The sequence below is a fragment of the Janthinobacterium lividum genome (assembly GCF_011601275.1).
Taxonomy (GTDB): Bacteria; Pseudomonadota; Gammaproteobacteria; order Burkholderiales; family Burkholderiaceae_D; genus Janthinobacterium; species Janthinobacterium lividum_E.
This window is the reverse complement of sequence record NZ_JAAOLY010000049.1, coordinates 1-1,177: the sequence shown is the minus strand read 5'-3', so window position 1 is coordinate 1,177 and position 1,177 is coordinate 1. Positions and strand designations below refer to the sequence as shown.

Sequence of the window (1,177 nt, the reverse complement as noted above, 5' to 3'; positions counted from 1 at the left end):
ATATCCGCAGCTTCGGTGACTGGCTTAGCCCCGTTACATCTTCCGCGCAGGACGACTCGATCAGTGAGCTATTACGCTTTCTTTAAATGATGGCTGCTTCTAAGCCAACATCCTGACTGTTTTAGCCTTCCCACTTCGTTTTCCACTTAGCCAATCTTTGGGACCTTAGCTGGCGGTCTGGGTTGTTTCCCTCTTGACGCCGGACGTTAGCACCCGACGTCTGTCTCCCAAGCTCGCACTCATCGGTATTCGGAGTTTGCAATGGTTTGGTAAGTCGCAATGACCCCCTAGCCATAACAGTGCTCTACCCCCGATGGTGATACTTGAGGCACTACCTAAATAGTTTTCGGAGAGAACCAGCTATTTCCAAGTTTGTTTAGCCTTTCACCCCTACCCACAGCTCATCCCCTAATTTTTCAACATTAGTGGGTTCGGACCTCCAGGGCGTGTTACCGCACCTTCATCCTGGCCATGAGTAGATCACTTGGTTTCGGGTCTACACCCAGCGACTGATCGCCCTATTCGGACTCGATTTCTCTACGGCTTCCCTATATGGTTAACCTTGCCACTGAATGTAAGTCGCTGACCCATTATACAAAAGGTACGCAGTCACGGAACAAGTCCGCTCCTACTGTTTGTATGCACACGGTTTCAGGATCTATTTCACTCCCCTTCCGGGGTTCTTTTCGCCTTTCCCTCACGGTACTGGTTCACTATCGGTCGATTACGAGTATTTAGCCTTGGAGGATGGTCCCCCCATATTCAGACAGGATGTCACGTGTCCCGCCCTACTTGTCGTACGCTTAGTATCACCGGTCCGATTTCACATACGGGGCTATCACCCACTATGGCTCCTATTTCCAGAGGATTCTGTTATCGGTCCGACTATCACGTACAGGCTCTTCCCATTTCGCTCGCCGCTACTTTGGGAATCTCGGTTGATTTCTTTTCCTGCAGCTACTTAGATGTTTCAGTTCGCCGCGTTCGCCTTGCATACCTATGTATTCAGTATGCAATACCCTAAAAGGGTGGGTTGCCCCATTCGGAAATCTGCGGATCAAAGTGTGTTTGCTCACTCCCCGCAGCTTATCGCAAGCTACTACGTCCTTCATCGCCTGTAATCGCCAAGGCATCCACCATGTGCACTTATTCGCTTGTCCCTATAACGTTAGCCTCT

General features: G+C 50.2%; 1 rRNA gene. It reads right to left on the bottom strand.

The annotated features are described in order from the left end of the window. Positions 1 to 1,160 (bottom strand): 23S ribosomal RNA (locus GYK42_RS28780); the annotation flags it as partial. Positions 1,161 to 1,177 lie beyond the last annotated feature (17 nt).